Raw genomic sequence first — 18,774 nt, 5'->3', positions numbered from 1 at the left:
TCATTATTTAGTCAGGGCCATGAAAAGCTGGGGGAGCTTTTCCGGGAGCCGCTCGACGCGGTCGATCACGGTGAAGCGGTTGCCGAAACAATCGCGGACGTATTCGTCGGCGTGGCTGTCGAGGTTGATGCAGTAGGTGTAGATGCCCTGCTGGTCGAGTTCCTGGACCGCCTTGTGGGTGTCCTCGATCAGCAGCCGCTCGTCGTCCACATCGATGTCGTGAGGCTGGCCGTCGGTGAGAATCAGCAGCAGTTTTTTGTCCGCTTGGCGGGCCTCCAGATAATGGGCGGCGTGACGCAGGGCGGCGCCCATGCGGGTGGAATAACCGGCCTCCATCGCGGCGAGACGACCCTTGACCTGATCGTCCCAGCCCTCGCCATACCCCTTGATATGCTGATAGCGAACTTCGTGACGGGTGTTTGACGAGAAGCCGGCGATGGCGAACTCGTCGCCCAGATGATCGATGGCCCAGCCGAGCAGGGCGACGGCCTCCTGACTGAGTTCCAGGATGGTTTGGCTGCATCCGTCCGGGATCTGATTGAGCGACTGCGAGAGATCGAGCAGGAGCATGACGGCGATATCGCGCCCGTCGTGGCGGTGACTCATGTTGATGCGCGGGTCCGGCGTGGCCCCGCCGCGAAAGTCGATCAACGAGCGGATGGCGACATCCAGATCCAGCTCGCTGCCTTCTTCCTGATAGCGCAGACGCACGTACTGCTGCGGCTTGAGCAGGTCGAGGATCTGCTTCAGGCGCTTGGCCAGCATCCGGTGCTTGTCGAGCAGGGCGTCGATGTGGGCGGGATCGCCGCTGGGATGCAGGCCCTCGTAAAGACTGACCCAGTCCGGGCGATAGGTCTTGCTCTGATAGTCCCACTCCGGGTAGTGGCGGGGCGGCAGGGTTTCGGCCTCGTCGGCCTGACGCGGCTTGCGTTCCTCGAAGGCTTCCTCCTCGTCGCCCTGCTCGATGTAGCGCCAGAGGTGACGGTTGTCGTCGCGGTAGTCGACCTCGGTGTCGGTGAAATGGACGTTGGGCGCGAGATCCTGCTGACGGCGGGTGCGGGCGATGTAGGTGATGGCAAGATCCGCGATGGCCTGGGTGCTGGACGGACCCTCGGCCAGTTCGGCGTGAAAGCGGGCGACGAAGTCGAGCAGATCCGGGTTGCGGTAGCGATGGTCCGGGTCAAGAACGGCGCGGGAGAACATCGCCAGACGATGACGGATGCAGGATTCGCGCTCCGGGTTGCAGGCGTTCTCCGCCGGCGTGGGGTGCAGGGCCAGGAGGATCCGGCGCAGTCCGGGGTACTCGCGCAGCGCCAGCGATTCGACCCGACAATCCTCGAAGGTCTCGACCGCAATGCGCTGGAAGGGGCTGAGATTGTCCGCGACGAGCGAGCCGCTCCAGCGCAGATGGGCGGCGACATGGGCCAGCAGCGCGCGGTAGCGGTCAATCCCGGCGACCTCGTCGCGGTCGTCGTAAACGTCCGGGATGCGCACCCCCAGCGTATCGAAGTAGGGCACGGGCTTGCGCAGTTCGTCGAAGGCTTCCGAGTAGGGGACGAAGGTCTGGCGCTCCTGCCACAGGGCGCGCAGATACAGATCGAGCTGTCGCTCATGGTCGACGAACAGGACGCCGTGACGTTCGCGCTGGAGAACCGCCCGGCTATCCGCCGATTGCAGACTGAAATAGTCGCGCTGGCGGTCGGGATGGTCGGCATAGTGGCGCAGACCATAGTCGAGCCAGTTGCGCAGGCCATGGCAGGTGAGCTGATTGAGCAGGTACGGAATCCGCTCCAGCAGGTCCGGAAGGCTCGGACTGGGGATGGTGGTGTGGAAGCCGTGGATGGAGCCGGTGGTGCGCTCCATGAAGTCTAGAATCATCTCGGTATAGCGGGTCAGCAGCTCGGCGCTGGCCAGGCGACGCGACGCCTCGGCGATGCTCTGCAGAAAGGGCAGGATCGTCTTGCCGTTGGGACTGCGCGAGATCTTCCAGACGGTCTGGGAGACCAGCGTCAGGGTCTCCTCGCCCAACTCGGCGGCGACCCTCGGCATCTCCTCCAGATAGACCAGCACCGGCTCGAAACCGCGCCCGATGCGGCAGATCAGCGAGGCGCCCTCCAGATAGTCCCGGATCCCCGTCTCGCTCAACAGGATCTGGGCCTCGGTCATGCAATCGGGGAAGACCTGGTCGAGCTGGGGGAAGTTGCAGCGCAGTTGCTGGCGCAGCGGGGCCAGGGTCTCGGGCGGAAGCGGTGCGAGGACGGTCATGGTGGCTCCGGCGGGGTTGTCACGGATCGGTCTGGGGCAAGGCTTCAGGGTACCCCGGCCGGGGGCCGATGGGTAACCGAACCGCACGCCAGATCAATGGTTAGGTTATTTCCTGAAAATCCATCCCTTGAGCAGGATGCAATCCTGTAGGGGCGAATTTATTCGCCGCGTGGATTGCGCCGATATCGGGATGTCGGGGCGAATGAATTCGCCCCTACAGGGATGCCCCGCAACATTCGCGTCGAGCAGCATCGATCCGAGCCCTGGAACCATGTTGAAAAATCCTGTTAATCCTGTCCATTTGAAGCGTTGATTCCGGGTAAAAACTTCCCTGGAAATCGCCTTAGGGAAACACCGCATCGATCGCATGGTGCAGCGTGGAGCGAATATCCTCGTCGTCGGTGAGCGGGTCGACCAGCGCCATGCGGCTGGCCTCGCGCGGCGCGATGCCTTCGTCCATCAGGTTGGCGGCGTAGACCAGTAGCCGGGTGGAGATTCCCTCGTCGAGCCCGTGCCCCTTGAGGTTGCGGGCGGCGGCGGCGATCTTGACCAGGGCGGCGGCCAGTTCCGTGCTCGCGCCGGTTTCGGTGGCGACGATCTGGGTTTCCAGGTCGGCCGGCGGATAGTCGAAAACCAGGGCGGAGAAGCGCTGCTTGGTGGACTGCTTCAGATCCTTCATCAGGGATTGATAGCCCGGATTGTAGGAGATCACGAGCTGGAAGTCCGGATGGGCGGTGACGACCTCGCCCTTTTTGTCCAGCGGCAGGCTGCGCCGGTGGTCGGTCAGCGGGTGGATGACCACGGTGGTGTCCTGGCGGGCCTCGACGACCTCATCCAGATAGCAGATGGCGCCGATGCGGGCGGCCACGGTGAGCGGGCCGTCCAGCCAGCGCGTGCCGGTGGCGTCCAGCAGATAGCGCCCGACCAGATCCGAGGCGGTCATGTCCTCGTTGCAGGCGACGGTGATCAGCGGTTTACCCAGGCGCCAGGCCATGTATTCGATGAAACGGGATTTTCCACAACCGGTCGGACCCTTGACCATCACCGGCAGGCGACGCTGGTAGGCGGCCTCGTAGAGTGCGATCTCATTGCCCTGAGGCTGGTAAAAGGGCTCCTGTTTGACTTGGTACTGCTCGGTGTCGATGCTCATAGTCGCTCGCGGGGGATGCGGGGGAATGGGTTGTCTGGCGTTTCACAGCGCGCATGCGCGGATCATACTGGGGTTCGGTCCGCGCAGCGGACCCTACGGACGAGGTGTTGGGGTTGCGTAGGGTCCGCTGTGCGGACCTGAATCCTAGCGCAAAAAGCCCCCGCGGGGCGGGGGCTTTTGTTCACCGGATCAGGCTCGGAGAACCAGACGGCTTACTTGTGCTCGGCCGCCGCGCCGAGCTTGTCGCGCCAGCCTGGGTAGAGCTTGTCGGCGTCGAGCGGGAAGGACGCGAAGGCCCGCGCGAATTCCTTGTGCTCCTTGGCGAACTCGATCGGGTCGGCGCCGGTCTTCCAGCACTCGTAGGACTGATGTAGCGAAATCGCGCCGGCCGCCGGGGAGTCGATGTGGCCGTAAGCGCCGCCGCCGGCGGTGTTGATGACGTTGCCATGGCCCAGGTTCTCGAAAAAGCCAGGCAGACGCAGCGCGTTCATGCCGCCGGAGATGATCGGGGTGGTGGGCTTCATGCCGTGCCACTTCTGGAAGTAGACCGGACCCTGACACTCGTCGCGCTCGATCATGTAGGCGATGATCTTGTCGTCCGCCCCGCCTTCCATCTTGCCGTAGCCCATGGTGCCGACGTGGATACCGGAGGCACCCTGAAGACGGGAGATCTTGGCCAGCACGAAGGCGGTATAGCCACGATTGGCGGACGGCGAGGTGATCATGCCGTGACCGGCGCGGTGGTAGTGCAGGTACTGGTTGGGGTACTGACGACGGGCGGTGGTGATCATGCCAGGACCGCCGACGAAGCCATCGACCAGGAAGGCGACCTTATCCGCGTCGGGTCCGAAGGTCTCCAGGATGAAGTCCGCGCGGGCGCACATCTCGTAGTGATCGTCGGCGGTGATGTTCGCGGAGAACAGCTTGGCCTGACCGGTTTCGTCCTGGGCGCGCTTCAGGGAGTCATAGACCAGCGGGATGACCTTCTTGGAGGGACAGAAGGTCTGATTGCCCTGGGGTTCGTCGTTCTTGATGAAGTCGCCGCCGAGCCAGAACTGGTAGGCCGCGTGGGCAAAGGGCTCTGGACGCAGACCCAGTTTGGGCTTAATGATGGTGCCGGCGATGTAGCCGCCGTCCTTGATCGGGCGACCGAGGATGCGCCACAGGTCGGAGATATCCTTGGACGGGCCGTCAAACAACTGGATGGCGCGATCCGGCATATAGAAATCGATCATCTGACCGTATTCGATGTCGCCCATGCCCTGGTTGTTGCCGATGACCAGCGTCAGGAAGGACACGATCATCATGCGCCCGTCGGTCATGTTGCGGTCGAAGAGGTCGAGCGGATAGGCGATCCGCATATCCTCGGTCGCCTCGTCAATGTAATAGACCAGCGCGTCGACGCCCTTGGTGAAGTCGTCGGTGGTGGAGACCTCGACGTTAGTGCCGGTGGAGGATTCGGCCGCGAAATGCGCGGCGGCCTCCAGATAACCGATGCCGCCCTTGGGCTTCATCTTATAGGCCACGAGGATGTGCTTGCCGCCCGCGATCAGGTCGGCTTCGGTGAGGCTCAGGTCGGAGTAACGCGCGGACTGGTCAAGTGCCATGTAACGTCTCTTCTGGGGGTGATGGGCGTCGAAGCCCGTGGCGAAGGCGGGCGCCGAGGTGGACCGGGTCCAGTCGGCAGGATGATTCCCCGCGATGAATTTCCTGGTAGATTACAGGTAAATTGGGCATAAAAATATTATGAATTTCTTATTCTTCCAATAAGCTTTTCGATATGGACGTGATTGTCCGCTATCCTTGTTGTGTATGCCATTTGCGACATGGCGTCAATCATGGCCAAGTGCTGATCCGATTGTTTTGAATGGAAGTAAAAAACCGTGGCTATATTAAGGTAACGTCCGCGGCATCCTGGGCTTTTGGATGTTTCGGCAGACTTGTCTGCTTGTTGCCAAGGCCGCTGGGTGGAACGAGTATCGAGTCGCTGCGGTTGATGGTTCGGGAGGCGTTGCCGTGTGTCCAGAGCGCGCGAACTTGCTTTCGATACCCTTGTTGGTGTAAAAATGCGACAGGACGTGAAGGTGTGTCTTTTTTTTCGCCCAATCTGTTGCAAAACGCGATGCGCTCCACTATAGTTCAACCCGCAAAGCATGATTGCCTACAGTTTCAGCAGTCTAGTCTGACAAATTCACAACAGCGGAGAACAGCATGAACAAGAAACTTCTTACCCTGGCAGTCGCCGCCGCCCTGGCAGCGCCCGTCATCGCTCCTTCCACCGCCTCGGCGGAAGCCATTGTCTATGGCAAGTTCCACGTTTCTCTCGATTATGCAGATGTCTCAAATGTCGTGCGGCCAACCTACGGCTTTGCGCGTGATTCCGCCGGCGCGGTGATCCTCGACGTCAACGGCAACCCCACGCTCGTGAAAACCGCCGATGGCGAAGACTTCAAAGGCTGGGGCATGTCCAGCAACGGCTATATTCCTGGCGAAAGCCGCGCCAGTCGTTTGGGCTTTAAGGGCTCCGAGGATCTGGGCAACGGCCTCAAGGCCATCTACCAGTTGGAGTTCGGTGTCAATCTGAACGACACCAACGATAACGTCCTCAGCAACAGCGACTCGATCACCTATCGGAACAGCTTTGTGGGCTTGGCCGGCGACTGGGGTACCTTCCTCATGGGTCGTCATGACACCCCGATGAAGATCTCCACCGGCAAGCTGGATCTCTTCGCCGATACCATGGCTGACTACAACGGCACCGTTGGCTTCCGCGATCTGCGCGCCGACAACGCGGTTGCCTACATCAGCCCAAGCTGGAGCGGCTTCCAGTTGGCGGCTGCCTTCGTTCCGTCCGGTGGCGCCACCGGCGGCAACAATGGTCTGAACCTCGAAGAAGACAGCATTGCCGACACCTACTCGCTCGCGGCCATCTACAGCAACGGACCTTTCTACGCCTCCGCCGCCTTCGAGAATCTGAACAGCGAGCACTTCAACAATGAGACTGTAGCGCTTGGCGGCAATAACTGCCCGGTGAACACCCCGGTCGATCCCGCGAACCCAACTAGTCCCTTCACGACGACCTGCAATTTCCAGGATGGCGACGCACAAGCCTGGCGTCTTGGCCTGGGCCTCCTCGACTGGAACGGCTTCAGCCTGACCGCGATCTACGAGAATCAGGATCAGTTCAATAACGACAGGTTTGCTGGCTACACCGATCCAGCCAACCCGGCCGTTACCTGGAGCATTCCCGCCGCCGCCGACGATGCTGATCTTTGGCAGATCCAGGCCGGCTACGCCTTTGGCAACAGCATGGTCAAGGCCATGTATGGGCAGGCCGATTACTCGGGCGACGATATCGTTGCGGGTGCTGATTGGGTGTCCGTCAACGGCGGCGAAGCCTTCCTAGTGAACAGAACTCAAGCGCTGGACTACGATGTAACGACTTGGTCCGTTGGTTACGACTACAACTTCAGCAAGCGCACCAAGGCGTATGCGCTCTACACCGACAAGGACAGCGACCTGGAAGACATCGTCGCTGGTTCCAAGTGGAGCGGCTTCTCCTTGGGCGTGATGCACAGCTTCTAATGCTGTAAGCCACGCTTTAAGGAATCGCTCGGATGCGATAAAAATGGGGCCTTCGGGCCCCATTTTTTTGTCTGCGTTAACCGCTGAAATCAGCGGCCTCGATCGTTTTGGCGCCGTTGGGCGTCCCCAGGATCAGCACATCGGCTGGCCTCAGCGCAAAAATGCCGACAGTGACCACGCCGGCGAGATTGTTGATCTGCTGTTCGAATTGCAGCGGATCGGTGATTTTCAGATGCTGCACGTCCAGGATCAGATTGCCGTTATCGGTCACGAAACCCTCGCGCCAGATCGGTGTTCCGCCCAGCCGAACCAGTTCGCGCGCGACATAACTGCGGGCCATCGGGATCACCTCCACCGGCAGCGGGAATTGCCCGAGCACCTGGACGAGTTTGCTTTCATCGGCAATGCAAACAAATTGCCGGCTCGCCGCGGCGACGATCTTCTCCCGTGTCAGCGCGCCGCCGCCGCCCTTGATGAGTTGCAGGCGATGGTTGGACTCGTCCGCGCCGTCGACGTAAAGCGATAATTCGCCCGCGCCGTTCAGGTCGAGGACCGGGATGCCGTGCGCCTTGAGCCGTTCGGTGGACGCTTCCGAGCTTGAAACGGCCCCTTCGATGCGACCCTTGATGGTGGCCAGCGCATCGATAAAGTGATTGACGGTAGAGCCGGTCCCGACACCGATCACGCCGCCCTCGACATACGCCAGCGCGGCCTCGGCGGCCTGTTTCTTCATGGCGTCCTGATTCATTCAATGTTCTCCGTGGTTGAGTTGATGGGAAGCTGATCATCATAGCAGAGGCTCTCGCAACACCACTTCGTGCACTCCTGAAAACGGCCGCGCGTTTACCTGAATGCTGGTGTCGACCCGCCAGTCGATCACGGTTGAGCGTAAATGCGGCATTCCGTGATCACGGACTCCAGCGGAATGTCCCAGGGACGGGGCTCGATGCGATCAATGCGCTGGCAATTGTGAGCGAGACCGATCAGGCGGGGGCGTTGCCAGGATTGGTGCAGTCTGAGATAGGCCAGGGTGCGATCATAGAAGCCCCCCCCCATGCCAAGGCGATGACAGTCGGCATCGAATCCGACCAGGGGCATGAGCAGGAGGTCGAGGTGCCACGGCAGTTTGAGCTGACGTCCGCAGGCGATGGGTTCCGGGATGCCGAAGCAGTTGGGACGCATGCGGTCGCCTGGACGGAAACGCGCAAACCAGAGTTTTCCTCGGCCCCACCGGGTGTTCCGGGGTTTCAGGATGGGGAGATAGCAAGTTTTGCCGCATGCGTGTGCGTGGGTCAGGAGGGGGCGTGGATCGAGTTCGCCGTCGGTCGGCCAATACAGGGCAATCCGTCGGGCGCGAAGATACAGGCGATGATGCGAAAGCCGTCGCGTCACGCGCGCGGCGTGCTGGCGGTGTTGGCGAGGCGTCAGCTGTCGACGCGCGGCTCTGAGTTCACGGCGTTGCGTCTGATGTGATCGCTGGGGCTGCATGGAGTGAAGGGACACCCCCCATTGACGCCGTTATCGGTCTTCGTTCTTGAACCAAGCGGTTCAAGTGGGGACACTTGGCTTGACTTCAGGCTTTCCGCTCGAAGACGGACATGCTCAACAGCCTTGCTGTCATATCCCCTGGGTAGCAATTAGGCTCAAGAAAATACCCAGACCATGATCGAACGCTACAGGGGGTGTCTTGGGAATAAGGCTATACCCTTTCATTCGAGGCGTCCAGCGGTGCTTCGACGGGCGGGGCAACTGGCGGCTCATCGGCTAGAGCCATGGATACCCGCTCCTGGAGTTCGCGCAAACGCCGTCCGGAATCCTGATCGAGGCTAGGCTGTGCCCGTTGAAGCTGGATGAGGTCATGCGCGATGTTCAGTGCCGCGATGACCGCGATGCGGTCGGTGCCGATCACCCGTCCGTTTTGACGAATCTCGCGCATGCGATGGTCGAGCAGACGGGCCGATGCCCTCAAATCCTCCTGCTCATGTTGCGCGCAAGCGATTCGATACTCTTTTTCCAGGATCTTGATACTGACTTGCAGCGGCTCGTCGCTCACAAATTTTCCTCCATCGCGCGTAGCCGGGACAGCATGGCTTCCACGCGGCTACGGGCCTGCTCGGTTTTTTCGATCAATTCGCCACGCTCGGTCACCAGGGTCTCCTGGCGCGCGCGCAGCGTGGTATTTTCGTCCCGGAGCCGTTGATTCAGGCGAATCAGTGCGTTGATCTGCTGCTCCAGTTCGTCGAGGTCGAAATTAGCCAAAGTCCGCGGCTCCGTTGAAATTCCCTGCACTATAGAAGGGGCGTCGTAAGCGGTCAATCGGGCATCGGCGCATGCTATGATTCGACACAGATTTTGGCGTCTGTTCAATGCGATGGAGGTAGCCACGGACACTGACTACGATCTGATTGGCCGCTTGCTGGAGATCAGCCCTTTAAATCCGTCGCCCGGCGAAGCACATGGCATCCTATGCGGTCTCCTTTGCGGCGGCGCCTCGGATCCGCTGAACGCCTGGTTCCTGCAACTCCTGCCCGCCGCGGAATCTGCGGAGCCAGCCGATCCGCTGCTCGCCGGGGTCCGCGAAGGTCTGAGCGATCTGGCGACCGCGACTCAAAACGGGATACGCGATCCGGATCTAGGCTTCCATCCGCTCTTGCCGGATGACGACCGTCCGCTGGCGGAGCGCGCGACCGCGCTCTATGACTGGGTGCGGGGATTCCTCTTCGCCTTCGGCGTGCTGGGCGTGGCGGAGTCCGATCTCTCCGAGCAGACCCGCGAGATTCTGCGCGATTTTACCGATCTGACGCGGATGGATCTCGATAATCTTGACGATGCCGAAGAAAACGAGGAGGCGCTGGCCGAAGTGATCGAATTTATCCGGGTGGCGGCAATGCTGATTCATGACGAGCGGGCGAATCCAGTCGACGTGTCCGGGCAGCCATGAACGCAGCCGAATACAAACGCCGTCGGCGTGCCCTCTTGAAGTCCATCGGTCCCGAAGGTCTTGCGATCCTGCCGGCGGCGCGCGAGGCGATCCGCAATCGCGATGTCCATTATCCCTTTCGTCAGAACAGCGATTTCAGCTATGTCTGCGGTTTTCCGGAGCCTGACGCCTTCGCGGTCTTTGTGCCCCGGCGCAAGGAAGGCGAATTCATTCTTTTCTGCCGACCCCGTGACGCGGAGCGCGAACAGTGGGATGGGGCACGTCTCGGTCTCGAAGGCGCGACCGAGCGCTTTGGCGCCGATCAGGCCCATCCCCTCGACGCGTTGGATGAGGTGATGCCAACCCTGATCGACGGGCGGACCCGCCTGTACTACCCGATCGGCGCCGACGCGGGTCTCGATCAGCGGGTGATGGGTTGGGTGAATCGGGTCCGCGCCAAGATTCGCACCGGCGCGGTCGCCCCCGACACCTTCATCGCCATCGAATCCCTGCTGCACGAACAACGGTTGCGCAAAAGCAAAACCGAAACGGCCCTGATGCGCCGGGCCGCGCGCATCTCCGCCCAGGCCCATCGCCGCCTGATGCGCCATTGCGCCCCCGGCGTGAAGGAACTGGATCTGGAGGCCGAATTCCAGCATGCCTGCGCCACCGCCGGCGCCCGTTTCAACGCCTATCCGATGATCGTGGGCGGCGGCGCGAACGCCTGCGTGCTGCATTACATCGCCAATGACGCCGTGCTGCGCGACGGGGATCTGGTCCTGATCGACGCCGGCTGCGAACTCGACGGCTATGCGTCCGATATCACCCGGACCTTCCCGGTCAATGGTCGTTTCAGTCCGCCCCAGCGCGAACTCTACGAGCTGGTGCTCAAGGCCCAGCAGGCGGCGATCGACAAGGCCCGGCCGGGCGCTCGCTGGAACGAACCGCACGACACGGCGGTGCGGGTGCTGACCGAGGGTCTGGTCCGGCTCGGCATCCTGACGGGCGAGATCGATTCGCTCATCCAGGAGGAAGCCTACAAACCCTATTACATGCACCGCACTGGCCACTGGCTCGGCATGGACGTGCACGATGTCGGCGCCTACAAGCACGATGGTGCGTGGCGCGTCTTCGAGCCCGGCATGGTGTTGACCGTGGAGCCGGGGCTGTACATGCCGGACACGGAGGCGGTGCCGGAAGCCTATCGCAAGATCGGCATCCGTATCGAGGACGATGTGCTGATCACCGAAGAGGGTAACGAAATCCTCTCCGCAGCGGCTCCCACGCAGCCGGACGAGATCGAGGCGTTGATGGCGGGATCTCGTCAAGCACGTTGAAGAACGGGTGTGCGAACGATGGAGGTGAGCTTGGCAATGCTGCACGATTACGACGTAGCGATCATCGGCGGCGGTCTGGTCGGCGGCAGTCTGGCCTGTGCCTTGGTCAGCACCCGACTGCGGGTCGCGCTAAGCACGTTGAAGAACGGGTGTGCGAACGATGGAGGTGAGCTTGGCAATGCTGCACGATTACGACGTAGCGATCATCGGCGGCGGTCTGGTCGGCGGCAGTCTGGCCTGTGCCTTGGTCAGCACCCGACTGCGGGTCGCGCTGATCGAGGCGGTGCCGACGGTTTCCGCGCAACACCCCAGTTACGACGAGCGCGTCATCGCGCTCTCGCTGGGCAGTCAGCGGATTTTCGACGCCATGGGTCTGTGGCCGGACATGGCGCCCGAGGCGGAGCCGATCCTGAAGGTGCATGTCTCCGAACGGGGGCAATACGGCATCGCCCGGCTCGATCACGCCGAGGAGGGCGTTGCGGCGCTGGGCGCTGTCGTGCCGGCGCGCGCCATGGGCGTGGCGATCCGTTTGGCGCTCGATCATGCCGACAATCTCGAACTCCGCTGCCCCGCGCGGCTGATCGAGCATCGCGTGCATGGCGACGGGGTGGATCTGGATGTCCAGATGGACGGGGAGATTCGTCATCTGCGCACCCGTCTGCTGGTCGCCGCCGACGGCGGCGATTCGTCCATCCGCGAACGACTCGGTCTGAAGGCGCGGGAGCATGCCTATGGTCAGGACGCCATCATCGCCACGGTCACGCCGGATCGTCCTCGGACTGGCGTGGCCTTCGAGCGGTTTACCGAATCCGGTCCCCTGGCGCTGCTGCCCATGACCGGCGGGCGCTATTCGGTGGTCTGGACCTGTCGCGAGAACGAGACCGCCGACCTGCTGGCGCTCTCTGATGAGGAATTTTTGGGCCGTCTCCAGGATCGCCTCGGGTATCGGCTGGGTCGCTTGACTCGGGTCTCCTCGCGTCGCGCCTACCCGCTCAAATTCCGGCTGATCCGCAATCCGGTCCAGGAACGTCTGGTCCTGATCGGCAACGCTGCTCACAGCCTGCATCCGGTCGCCGGTCAGGGCTTCAATCTGGGACTGCGGGATGTGGCGGCATTGGCCGAGGTGCTGGCGCGCAGTGCGGTGACGGGCGGCGATCCCGGCGCGGCGGCGACCCTGTCCGAGTATGCGCGCTGGCGAGGTCGCGATCAGGCCGGAACCGCCAGTCTGACCGATACGCTGGCGCGACTCTTCGTCATCCCCTGGGCGCCAGTTCGGTTCGCCCGCGGGGCGGGTCTGCTAGGTCTGGATCTGCTGCCCTGCGCGCGCCATCGGCTCGCCAGACGTTTCATGGGCCTGGGCGGTCCCCTGCCGCATCTGGCGCGCGGACTTACATCGCCATCCTCCGTTTGAAACCTCCCTCTTCAGGGGGATAATGCGCGCGGGAAAGGGGTAACCTCTTCCGCGCGGTGTCGCCTGGCTTAAATTAGGCGCGGATTGAAACATTGGAGCATGCGCATGACTGAGTCAGAGCAGTCCTTCGATATCGCTGTCGTCGGCGGCGGCATGGTTGGCGCGGCCTTCTCCCGCGCCATGTCCGGCAAGGGGCTCTCCATCGCCCTGATCGAGTCGCGCGCGCCGCTTCGCGACTGGCCGGCGGGCGAAGTGGATCTGCGGGTCTCGGCCCTGAGTCGGGCCAGCCAACGGATGCTTCAGCGCCTGGGCGTCTGGGAGCGGATCCTGGAACTCGGCGCCAGTCCCTACCGCCAGATGCGGGTGTGGGACGCCGCCAGCAGCGGACGGATTCGTTTCGATAGCGCGGATCTGGGCGAGGCGGATCTGGGCCATATCGTCGAGAATCGGGTCATCCAACTCGCGCTCTGGGAGCGATTGGAACAAACCCCGGATGTCGCCCTGATCTGCCCCGCCGTCATCGCGGATCTGGATCGCCGCGAGCCGCCGGCGCGGATCCGGTTCGCCGACGGTCGGTCGATCGACGCACGTCTGCTGGTCGGGGCCGACGGCCGCGATTCGCTGGTGCGCGATTTGGCCGGCATCGCGACCGAGGGCTGGAACTATGACCAACGCGCGATCGTCGCCAACGTCAGACCCGCCGATTGGCACCAGGAGACCGCCTGGCAGCGTTTCCTGCCGACGGGGCCGCTGGCGCTGCTGCCGCTGTCCGACGGGCGTTGTTCGATCGTCTGGAGCGCCGACGACGAGCGCGCGCTCGAACTCATGAATCTGAACGACGGGCTGTTTTCGGAGATGGTCACCGACGCCTCCGAATCTTGCCTCGGTCGCTTGATCCTGGACGGACCGCGCGCGTCCGTCCCGCTGCGGTTACAGCATGCCAAGCAGTATGTCCTACCGGGACTGGCATTGATCGGCGATGCCGCCCATGCTATCCATCCGCTGGCGGGGCAGGGCGTCAATCTGGGTTTTCTGGATGCCGCCGAATTGGCGGCGACCCTGGATCTGGCGATCGAACGCCGTCGCGATCTCGCCGGTCTCTGGACGCTGCGTCATTATGAGCGGGCGCGGCGCGGCGACAATTTGCTGATGCTTGGCGCCATGGATGTCTTCAAACGGATCTTCGGCGACAGTCGGCAACCGCTGGCCGCCATTCGCGGTCTGGGCCTGACGACCGTTGATCGTCTTGCGCCGCTCAAACGCTTGTTCATGGACCGCGCCCTGGGTCTGGGCGCGGATCTGCCGCCGCTGGTGCGGCCGTACACCGCATCGTAGGAGCCCGCTTGCGGGCGACGCGGTCGACATCGCGGCGGAGTCGCCGGAAGCCTTTGCTCGCGGCCTATCGCCCGCAAGCGGGCTCCTACGGCGGTGGGGTACCCAACGAGAACCTGGGGACGGCGGGCATTATCGGCGGCTGGCGCCCTCGTGGTTTAACATTTGGAACTGGCGTCCGTTTTGGTTAGTCTTGCTGCATTTTTCACGGAGTGCTTGCGATGGCGCGGTTCATCGCTCGCCATACTCAATCGAACAACGTCCGACCAGCGACAACCCAATATGGCCACTATCCCCGACATCACGGAAACCGAGCAGTGGCTGATGCGAACCACGCTCCGCGAACGCTACGGGCGTGACCTGGAGATCCAGCTCGCTGACGCGGAGATCCGTCTCGCCGCCTCCGATCGCGAGCTGACGACCTGTCCGGTGATCTACTGGCAGTCCGATGACGGTTGCAACTTCGTCATCTTCAAAGCCGGCGAGCGCGCCTATCGCTGCCAGTTTTTTTATAAGCCTTACAAACAGATGGGCGTGGGTGTCGAGCAATACGACGACCTGGCCGAGTGCGCCGTCGCGCTGCTCCAGGCCCAGGCCGACTTTGTCGCCGAACAGCGCGGCGACCTGCCCCAGCGATAGTTGTCAGTCAGTCATCCAGGCGACTAACTGAAAACTGCCAACTAAAAACTGCCAACGAGGAAGCAATATGTCCGCGAAAAATGCCTTTTACGCTCAATCCGGCGGCGTCACCGCCGTCATCAACGCCTCCGCCTGCGGGGTGATCGAGACCGCCCGCCGTCACACTGACCAGATCGCCAATGTTTATGCCGGTCGCAACGGCATCATCGGCGCGCTGACCGAGGATCTGATCGATACCAGTCAGGAATCGGACGAGGCCATTGCCGCCCTGCGCTACACCCCTTCCGGCGCCTTCGGTTCCTGCCGCTACAAGCTCAAGAGCCTGGAGGCCAACCGGCGCGAGTACGAGCGTCTGATCGAGGTCTTCAAGGCCCACGATATCGGGTATTTCTTCTACAACGGCGGCGGCGATTCGGCCGATACCTGCTACAAGGTCTCGCAACTCTCCGAGGCGCTGGGCTATCCGGTGCAGGCGATCCATGTCCCCAAGACGGTCGACAACGATCTGCCCATCACCGACAACTGCCCCGGTTTCGGCTCGGTCGCCAAGTACATCGCCACCTCCGCGCTGGAAGCCTCGTTCGACGTGCGCTCCATGTGCAAGACCTCGACCAAGGTTTTTGTCCTTGAGGTCATGGGCCGCCATGCCGGCTGGATCGCCGCCGCCGGCGGTCTAATCGAGGATCATAATCTCCCGGTCATGATCCTCTTCCCCGAGATCGAATTCGATCAGGCGCGCTTCATCGCCGCCGTCAAGGACAAGGTCGAGCGTTTCGACTTCTGCACCATCGTCGTTTCCGAGGGCGCCAAGTATCCCGATGGCCGCTTCCTGGCCGAGCAGGGCACGCGCGACGCCTTCGGTCACGCGCAGCTCGGCGGCGCGGCGCCCGTGGTCGCGAACATGATCAAGGACGCGACCGGCTACAAATTCCATTGGGCGGTGGCCGATTATCTCCAGCGCGCGGCCCGTCACCTGGCCTCCAAGACCGATGTCGAGCAGGCCTACGCCATGGGCCGGGCCGGGGTCGAGTTCGCGCTGGCCGGACACAATGCCGTCATGCCGACCGTCCGGCGTCTGAGCAGCGATCCCTATGCCTGGGAGGTCGGCGAGGCGCCGCTGTCGGAGGTCGCCAATGTCGAGAAATTCATGCCGCGCGACTTCATCACCGAGAACGGTTTCGGCATCACGCCGGTCTGCAAGGAGTATCTGATCCCGCTGATCCAGGGCGAGGACTACCCGCCGTTCGAGCATGGCCTGCCGAAGTATGTGACCCTGAAGAATGCCCCGGTGGCGCGCAAGCTTGCGGCGTTTGAAGTCTGACCGACAACAGATGACGTTCCCACGTCATCTGTCGATCACGACATCACCTGTCAACGTGGTTTTTCCGCGTTGGCAGTGTGCGAATCGGGCGTAGAATTCCTCGCCGCCGCAGCTTGAATTTCACAACGGGTTGGTGCTATGGACAAGGCGAATAGGCCGACGGTGTCGCCATGACACTTGGCAAACCATCTTCACACTCTCAGACCGAGAATACCCCGCTACTCGTCGTCGATCTCGACGGGACGCTCCTCGTTCGGATTTGCTGGTCGAATCAGGCTTTGGATTCATCCGACGCTAGTAGTTCTACTTTGTTACCTTCAAAAAATCTTTAAGTGTTTAAATTTTATGATAATAAACAAAAATACACATAAACAATAGGGTTCTAGTGGCGCGTTGAGCGCCTATAATCACCCATAAACCGCCAACATCTATCTTCAATAGGGGCATAGTAAATGAAGATTTATTGCGCCTAATAAAAAATAACTTAAAATTCATTAATTTATGCGACAGTCAAAGTTAACAAAGTAGAAGTAGTCAGTCACGTTGAATTGGAGAGATATTTTAGGCGTGAGAAGGCCTTGGTGCATAAACCTGCCGCCAGCGGCTAATCTAGCGGTGGTTTCAGCGGAGAAAGTTCCCAGACATGTCATCGACAGCTCCCAACAATGGCGAAGGCGCCTCCCCCAAGAAGGCGAAATACCGGGTCACCAACTGGCCGGCGTCCGACCGGGCGCTGGTGGCGCGTGGGGACATCACCGTCTGGTTCGACCAGGAAGCGATCACCCAGCGCTGGAGACCAGAGCCGACGGGCAAACGGGGTGCGCCGTGGCGCTCTTCTGACTGGTCTATCCAGACGTTGCTGATGTTGAAGCAAGTGTTCCGCCTGCCGTCTCGCTCGCTGGAAGGATTTGGACGGTCCCTCATACGCCTGATGGGGTTGGACTTGCCGATCCCGGATCACACGCACCTGTCGCGTCGGGTGCGGACGTTGGTGGTTCAAATCCCGCGCCAGGAACGCACGGGGCCGATCCCTGTCGTGGTGGACTCCACCGGGTTGAAGGTGTTTGGCGAGGGGGAATGGAAGGTCCGCCAACACGGTGCCGGGAAGCGGCGCACCTGGATCAAGGTTCATCTGGCGGTCGACGCGGACGTCAAGGATGTCATTGGCGTGGAGGTCACGACGGCGGCCTGGACGGATGGCGAGGTCGTTGGGGATCTGGTGGATCAGGTCGACGGGGTCATTGCACAGATCGATGCCGATGGGGCCGACGATACCCGCGAAGCGGATGACGTGGCGGCGCAACACCAGGCCACGCTGGTGGTGCCGCCCAGAGAAAACGCGGTGGCCTGGGAAGCCGATCATCCGCGCGCACAGGCGCTGGCCGCGATCCAGGAGAAAGGCGTGGTGCAGTGGAAACAGGACGCCGGTGATCATCGACGCAGCTTGGCCGAAAATGCCATGTACCGTCTCAAACAGATCTTCGGGGAGGCGGTCGCCTCACGCATTTTCGAATCCCAGGTGAACGAGGTTCATGCACGGATCGCCACGATGAATCAGATGACCGATCTGGGGATGCCGATCTCGGTGCGGGTTGGGGTCGCTGTGTCCTGAGAAAAGGGGGGAAGGGGAATCCTGCCCTACTGCTTCTTTATGCACCAACGCCGCGTGAGAATGGTCTAAGGAAGCAAGATTCGCAACCCGGATGAGACCACCATGCCCGCCATCAAATATCGTGTGGCGCTGACGGACGAGGAAGTGGACACGCTGGAAGCCTTGTTGCGCAAGGGGAAGAGCGCGGCCCGCCAGCAGACGCGGGCCCGGATTCTGTTGAAGGCGGCAGCGGGTTGCCAGGATGCGGCGATCATTGAGGCCCTGGGGGTCTCGGCCACGATGGTCGGCCATCTCCGGCAACGCTGCGTTGAGGAAGGCGTCGCCGCGGCCTTGCATGATCGACCCCGTCCGGGCAAGGCACCGAAATTGACCGACAAACACTGCGCTCAGGTGATCGCGACAGCCTGCACGCCAGCCCCGACGGGGCATGACCACTGGACACGGCGTCTGTTGGCCGATCAGGTGGTGCAACTGGAGTATGCCGACACCTTTCGTCATGAATCGATTCGTCGCCTGCTAAAAAAAACACCTTGAAACCTTGGCAAGTCCAAGAGTGGTGCATTCCCAAGGTCGGTGCAGAATTTGTGGCACCTATGGAGGATGTGCTCGACCTGTCTGCTGAACCTGCCGATCCTGCCCGCCCCGTGGTGTGCTTCGACGAAAGCCCGAAGCAGCTGATTGGCGAGGTGCGGGCACCCCTGCCGCCGCAGCCGGGAACACCCCAGCGCCAGGATACGGAATATGAGCGCAAGGGCGTGCGCGATCTGATGATGATCTGCGAACCCAAGCGCGGGTGGCGGGAGGTGCTGATCATGGCGCGGCGGACCAAGATTGACTTCGCCCACTGCATGCGCCACCTCGTGCAATCTTAGCCCCAATAACGCTTTGCAATCAAGTATTGGCAGCGTTTGGGGCGCTGTCAAAAATTCTTCTATAGCGGTTTCAGTAATGGTGTATCGAGGAGTATCACAAGTCGCTCAAGTCCAATGCGGCCTTGGCCAAATCACCGACACGGACGCTGCGCACGCAGAGCAACCACGTTTTCCTCTCGATCTGCGCGGTCTTCAAGCTCGAACCTGATTAGAAAGATTTTCCAGCAGGCCAGTTTTTCGCTGGAAATAGGCGCACAGTGGGTTACCCCGTCTCGCTGAGGAATCCCGTCATGCCCATGAACCGTATCCAATTCCAAGCCGGGCTGTCAC

17 protein-coding genes, 1 other RNA gene and 1 pseudogene are annotated in these 18,774 nt (G+C 61.7%); 11 read left to right on the top strand and 8 right to left on the bottom strand.

The window, feature by feature from the left end; genetic code table 11:
* Positions 1-3 precede the first annotated feature (3 nt).
* The 3 genes from CCR95_RS16430 to CCR95_RS16420 all read right to left on the bottom strand — a co-directional run bounded on the left by CCR95_RS16430 (position 4) and on the right by CCR95_RS16420 (position 5,022).
* Positions 4-2,265 carry a nitric oxide reductase activation protein NorD gene (locus CCR95_RS16430; RefSeq protein ID WP_201096229.1) on the bottom strand — a complete coding sequence of 754 codons (2,262 nt, stop codon included), beginning with the start codon at positions 2,263-2,265 and terminating at the stop codon, positions 4-6.
* Between the two features lie 343 nt (positions 2,266-2,608).
* Positions 2,609-3,415 (bottom strand): CbbQ/NirQ/NorQ/GpvN family protein, encoded by an 807-nt coding sequence (locus tag CCR95_RS16425; RefSeq protein ID WP_201096228.1) that lies wholly within the window; start codon positions 3,413-3,415, stop codon positions 2,609-2,611.
* Between the two features lie 212 nt (positions 3,416-3,627).
* Entirely contained in the window at positions 3,628-5,022 is a 1,395-nt protein-coding gene (locus tag CCR95_RS16420) for a ribulose-bisphosphate carboxylase (RefSeq protein ID WP_201096227.1), read from the bottom strand.
* Between the two features lie 604 nt (positions 5,023-5,626).
* Here CCR95_RS16420 and CCR95_RS16415 point away from each other — a divergent pair.
* The gene (locus tag CCR95_RS16415; protein WP_201096226.1) at positions 5,627-7,000 is read left to right on the top strand and encodes a porin; all 1,374 of its coding nucleotides are present in this window, start codon (positions 5,627-5,629) and stop codon (positions 6,998-7,000) included.
* 76 nt (positions 7,001-7,076) lie between these two features.
* On the opposite strand, the gene rpiA is transcribed toward CCR95_RS16415, so the two are convergent.
* The 5 genes from rpiA to CCR95_RS16390 form a co-directional block, all read right to left on the bottom strand.
* Positions 7,077-7,748 (bottom strand): ribose-5-phosphate isomerase RpiA, encoded by a 672-nt coding sequence (gene rpiA / locus CCR95_RS16410; protein ID WP_201096225.1) that lies wholly within the window; start codon positions 7,746-7,748, stop codon positions 7,077-7,079.
* Between the two features lie 128 nt (positions 7,749-7,876).
* Positions 7,877-8,488, bottom strand: coding sequence for a 5-formyltetrahydrofolate cyclo-ligase (locus CCR95_RS16405; RefSeq protein ID WP_201096247.1), 612 nt, complete (start codon positions 8,486-8,488; stop codon positions 7,877-7,879).
* A gap of 11 nt (positions 8,489-8,499) precedes the next feature.
* A non-coding RNA gene (ssrS, locus tag CCR95_RS16400) (6S RNA) lies at positions 8,500-8,685 on the bottom strand.
* A gap of 14 nt (positions 8,686-8,699) precedes the next feature.
* Entirely contained in the window at positions 8,700-9,053 is a 354-nt protein-coding gene (locus CCR95_RS16395; RefSeq protein ID WP_201096224.1) for a cell division protein ZapA, read from the bottom strand.
* On the bottom strand, positions 9,050-9,259 hold the full coding sequence (locus tag CCR95_RS16390; RefSeq protein ID WP_201096223.1) for a TIGR02449 family protein: 210 nt from the start codon (positions 9,257-9,259) through the stop codon (positions 9,050-9,052). The genes CCR95_RS16395 and CCR95_RS16390 overlap by 4 nt, the downstream gene beginning before the upstream one ends.
* Positions 9,260-9,335: 76 nt before the next feature.
* On the opposite strand from CCR95_RS16390, the gene CCR95_RS16385 reads away from it, so the two are divergent.
* The 10 genes and pseudogenes from CCR95_RS16385 to CCR95_RS25455 all read left to right on the top strand — a co-directional run.
* On the top strand, positions 9,336-9,941 hold the full coding sequence (locus CCR95_RS16385; protein ID WP_242523289.1) for a UPF0149 family protein: 606 nt from the start codon (positions 9,336-9,338) through the stop codon (positions 9,939-9,941).
* Entirely contained in the window at positions 9,938-11,257 is a 1,320-nt protein-coding gene (gene pepP, locus CCR95_RS16380; RefSeq protein WP_201096222.1) for a Xaa-Pro aminopeptidase, read from the top strand. The genes CCR95_RS16385 and pepP overlap by 4 nt, the downstream gene beginning before the upstream one ends.
* Before the next feature lie 178 nt (positions 11,258-11,435).
* Positions 11,436-12,668, top strand: coding sequence for a 2-octaprenyl-6-methoxyphenyl hydroxylase (gene ubiH / locus CCR95_RS16375; protein WP_201096221.1), 1,233 nt, complete (start codon positions 11,436-11,438; stop codon positions 12,666-12,668).
* A 105-nt stretch (positions 12,669-12,773) separates the two neighbouring features.
* A complete protein-coding gene (locus CCR95_RS16370) occupies positions 12,774-14,003 on the top strand; it encodes a UbiH/UbiF/VisC/COQ6 family ubiquinone biosynthesis hydroxylase (RefSeq protein ID WP_201096220.1) in 1,230 nt (409 codons plus the stop codon).
* A 279-nt stretch (positions 14,004-14,282) separates the two neighbouring features.
* A complete protein-coding gene (locus CCR95_RS16365) occupies positions 14,283-14,639 on the top strand; it encodes a hypothetical protein (protein WP_201096219.1) in 357 nt (118 codons plus the stop codon).
* A 67-nt stretch (positions 14,640-14,706) separates the two neighbouring features.
* Positions 14,707-15,960, top strand: coding sequence for a 6-phosphofructokinase (locus CCR95_RS16360; RefSeq protein ID WP_201096218.1), 1,254 nt, complete (start codon positions 14,707-14,709; stop codon positions 15,958-15,960).
* A 643-nt stretch (positions 15,961-16,603) separates the two neighbouring features.
* Positions 16,604-17,572: an IS5 family transposase gene (locus CCR95_RS16355; protein ID WP_201096217.1), complete on the top strand. Its 969-nt coding sequence runs from the start codon at positions 16,604-16,606 to the stop codon at positions 17,570-17,572.
* Positions 17,573-17,674: 102 nt separating this feature from the next.
* A complete protein-coding gene (locus CCR95_RS16350) occupies positions 17,675-18,106 on the top strand; it encodes a helix-turn-helix domain-containing protein (RefSeq protein WP_201096216.1) in 432 nt (143 codons plus the stop codon).
* A 59-nt stretch (positions 18,107-18,165) separates the two neighbouring features.
* Complete coding sequence (locus CCR95_RS16345; RefSeq protein WP_201096215.1) at positions 18,166-18,444, top strand: transposase; 279 nt, start codon at positions 18,166-18,168, stop codon at positions 18,442-18,444.
* A 77-nt stretch (positions 18,445-18,521) separates the two neighbouring features.
* A pseudogene (locus CCR95_RS25455) lies at positions 18,522-18,647 on the top strand (IS701 family transposase); the annotation flags it as partial.
* Between the last annotated feature and the right edge of the window lie 127 nt (positions 18,648-18,774).

It is taken from the genome of Thiocystis minor, assembly GCF_016653465.1.
Classification (GTDB): Bacteria; Pseudomonadota; Gammaproteobacteria; order Chromatiales; family Chromatiaceae; genus Chromatium; species Chromatium minus.
Note: the sequence above shows the minus strand (reverse complement) of the source record. Positions and strands in the feature narration are given on the sequence as shown.